General features: G+C 62.1%; 1 pseudogene. It reads right to left on the reverse strand.

The annotated features are described in order from the left end of the window. Positions 1-183 precede the first annotated feature (183 nt). Positions 184-1134 (reverse strand): annotated as a pseudogene (locus tag ABYB95_RS23810) (IS5 family transposase); the annotation flags it as partial.

Consider the following 1134-nt stretch of genomic DNA (forward strand, 5'->3'; position numbering starts at 1 on the left):
AGGAGATCTATGTTTTGGTTGTATATCATCTAGCAGGCCGTTGAAAAAGTGCTCATTGAACTGGTTACGGACGCTGATTTCGAAGAGGTGAGCCACCTGGGCGCGTCCGCGAAGCGATTTCTATGGCCATTTCGGCCTGTTTGCAGGCCACTTCGCCCGTTTCGGGCGCACGTATCCCAGGGCTCACGCATGATGCGCGTCCCACCAGCCTCCGATGCTGCCCATGCGCACCAGGTTGTAGGTGGCAAAGCACAGCAGCGCTTGCCCGCTCAGTTTGGCCTGATCGATGAGCTTGGGCGTGACTAGGCTGCCCACCGTCTTGATCCAGCCAAAGGCTTCCTCGATGCGCTTGCGCACCTTCAGACTGGTCTTGTAGCCCTCGTTCCGTGTGACTCGGGCATCCACCGCCGGATGCTTGTCCTTGGCTGCTACCTGGGGTGTGACCAAGAGTCGGCGACAGCCCTTGATGAAGGCCTTGCTGTCGTAACCCTTGTGGGCACCGACCGTGGCCCGTTTGTTTCTGCTGCCCCGTCGTTGGAGCATCGCCAGCGCCGCCTCACGCTCGGCGGTGCCGCTGGCGTGGGTGATCTCGACGTCCACGATCAACCCGTTGCGGTTCTCTATGAGGATGTGTCCCATGTGGCACAGGCGGGACTTGTCGCCCAGGCTCTTCTTGAACAGCCGGGCGTCAGCGTCCGTGCTGCTCTCGTGGGTTTCGTTGCAGCGCTCCTGGCCTTTGAAGTCCACCTCGGGGTTACGCCCGGGCGGGTGCCACGATCATCGTCCTTACGCTTGAACCTCTTGTGGGAGGCGCAGGCTTCGATAGGCGCGCCGTCCACGCTGAAGTGCTCGTCGCTGGCGAGCCTGCCCCCCTGGGTGCTGAGCTTGACGCGCTCGAAAAAGACGCGAGCCAGGTCTTCGTTGAACAGGCGTTCTCGGTTGGCGCTGGAGGTGGAGTGGTCCCAGATCTTGACTTCGATGTTGAGGCCCACGAACCAGTGGGACAGCAGGTTGACGTTGATGGCCTCGACCAGTTGGCGCTCGCTGCGGACGGAGAACCGGATTTGCAGCAGCAAGGCCTTGAGCAGCATCTCCGGCGGCACCGAGGGTCGGCCCCGGCGGGCGTACACCGCC

This window comes from Hydrogenophaga sp. (assembly GCF_041633695.1).
In the GTDB taxonomy this organism is placed as follows: domain Bacteria; phylum Pseudomonadota; class Gammaproteobacteria; order Burkholderiales; family Burkholderiaceae_C; genus Hydrogenophaga.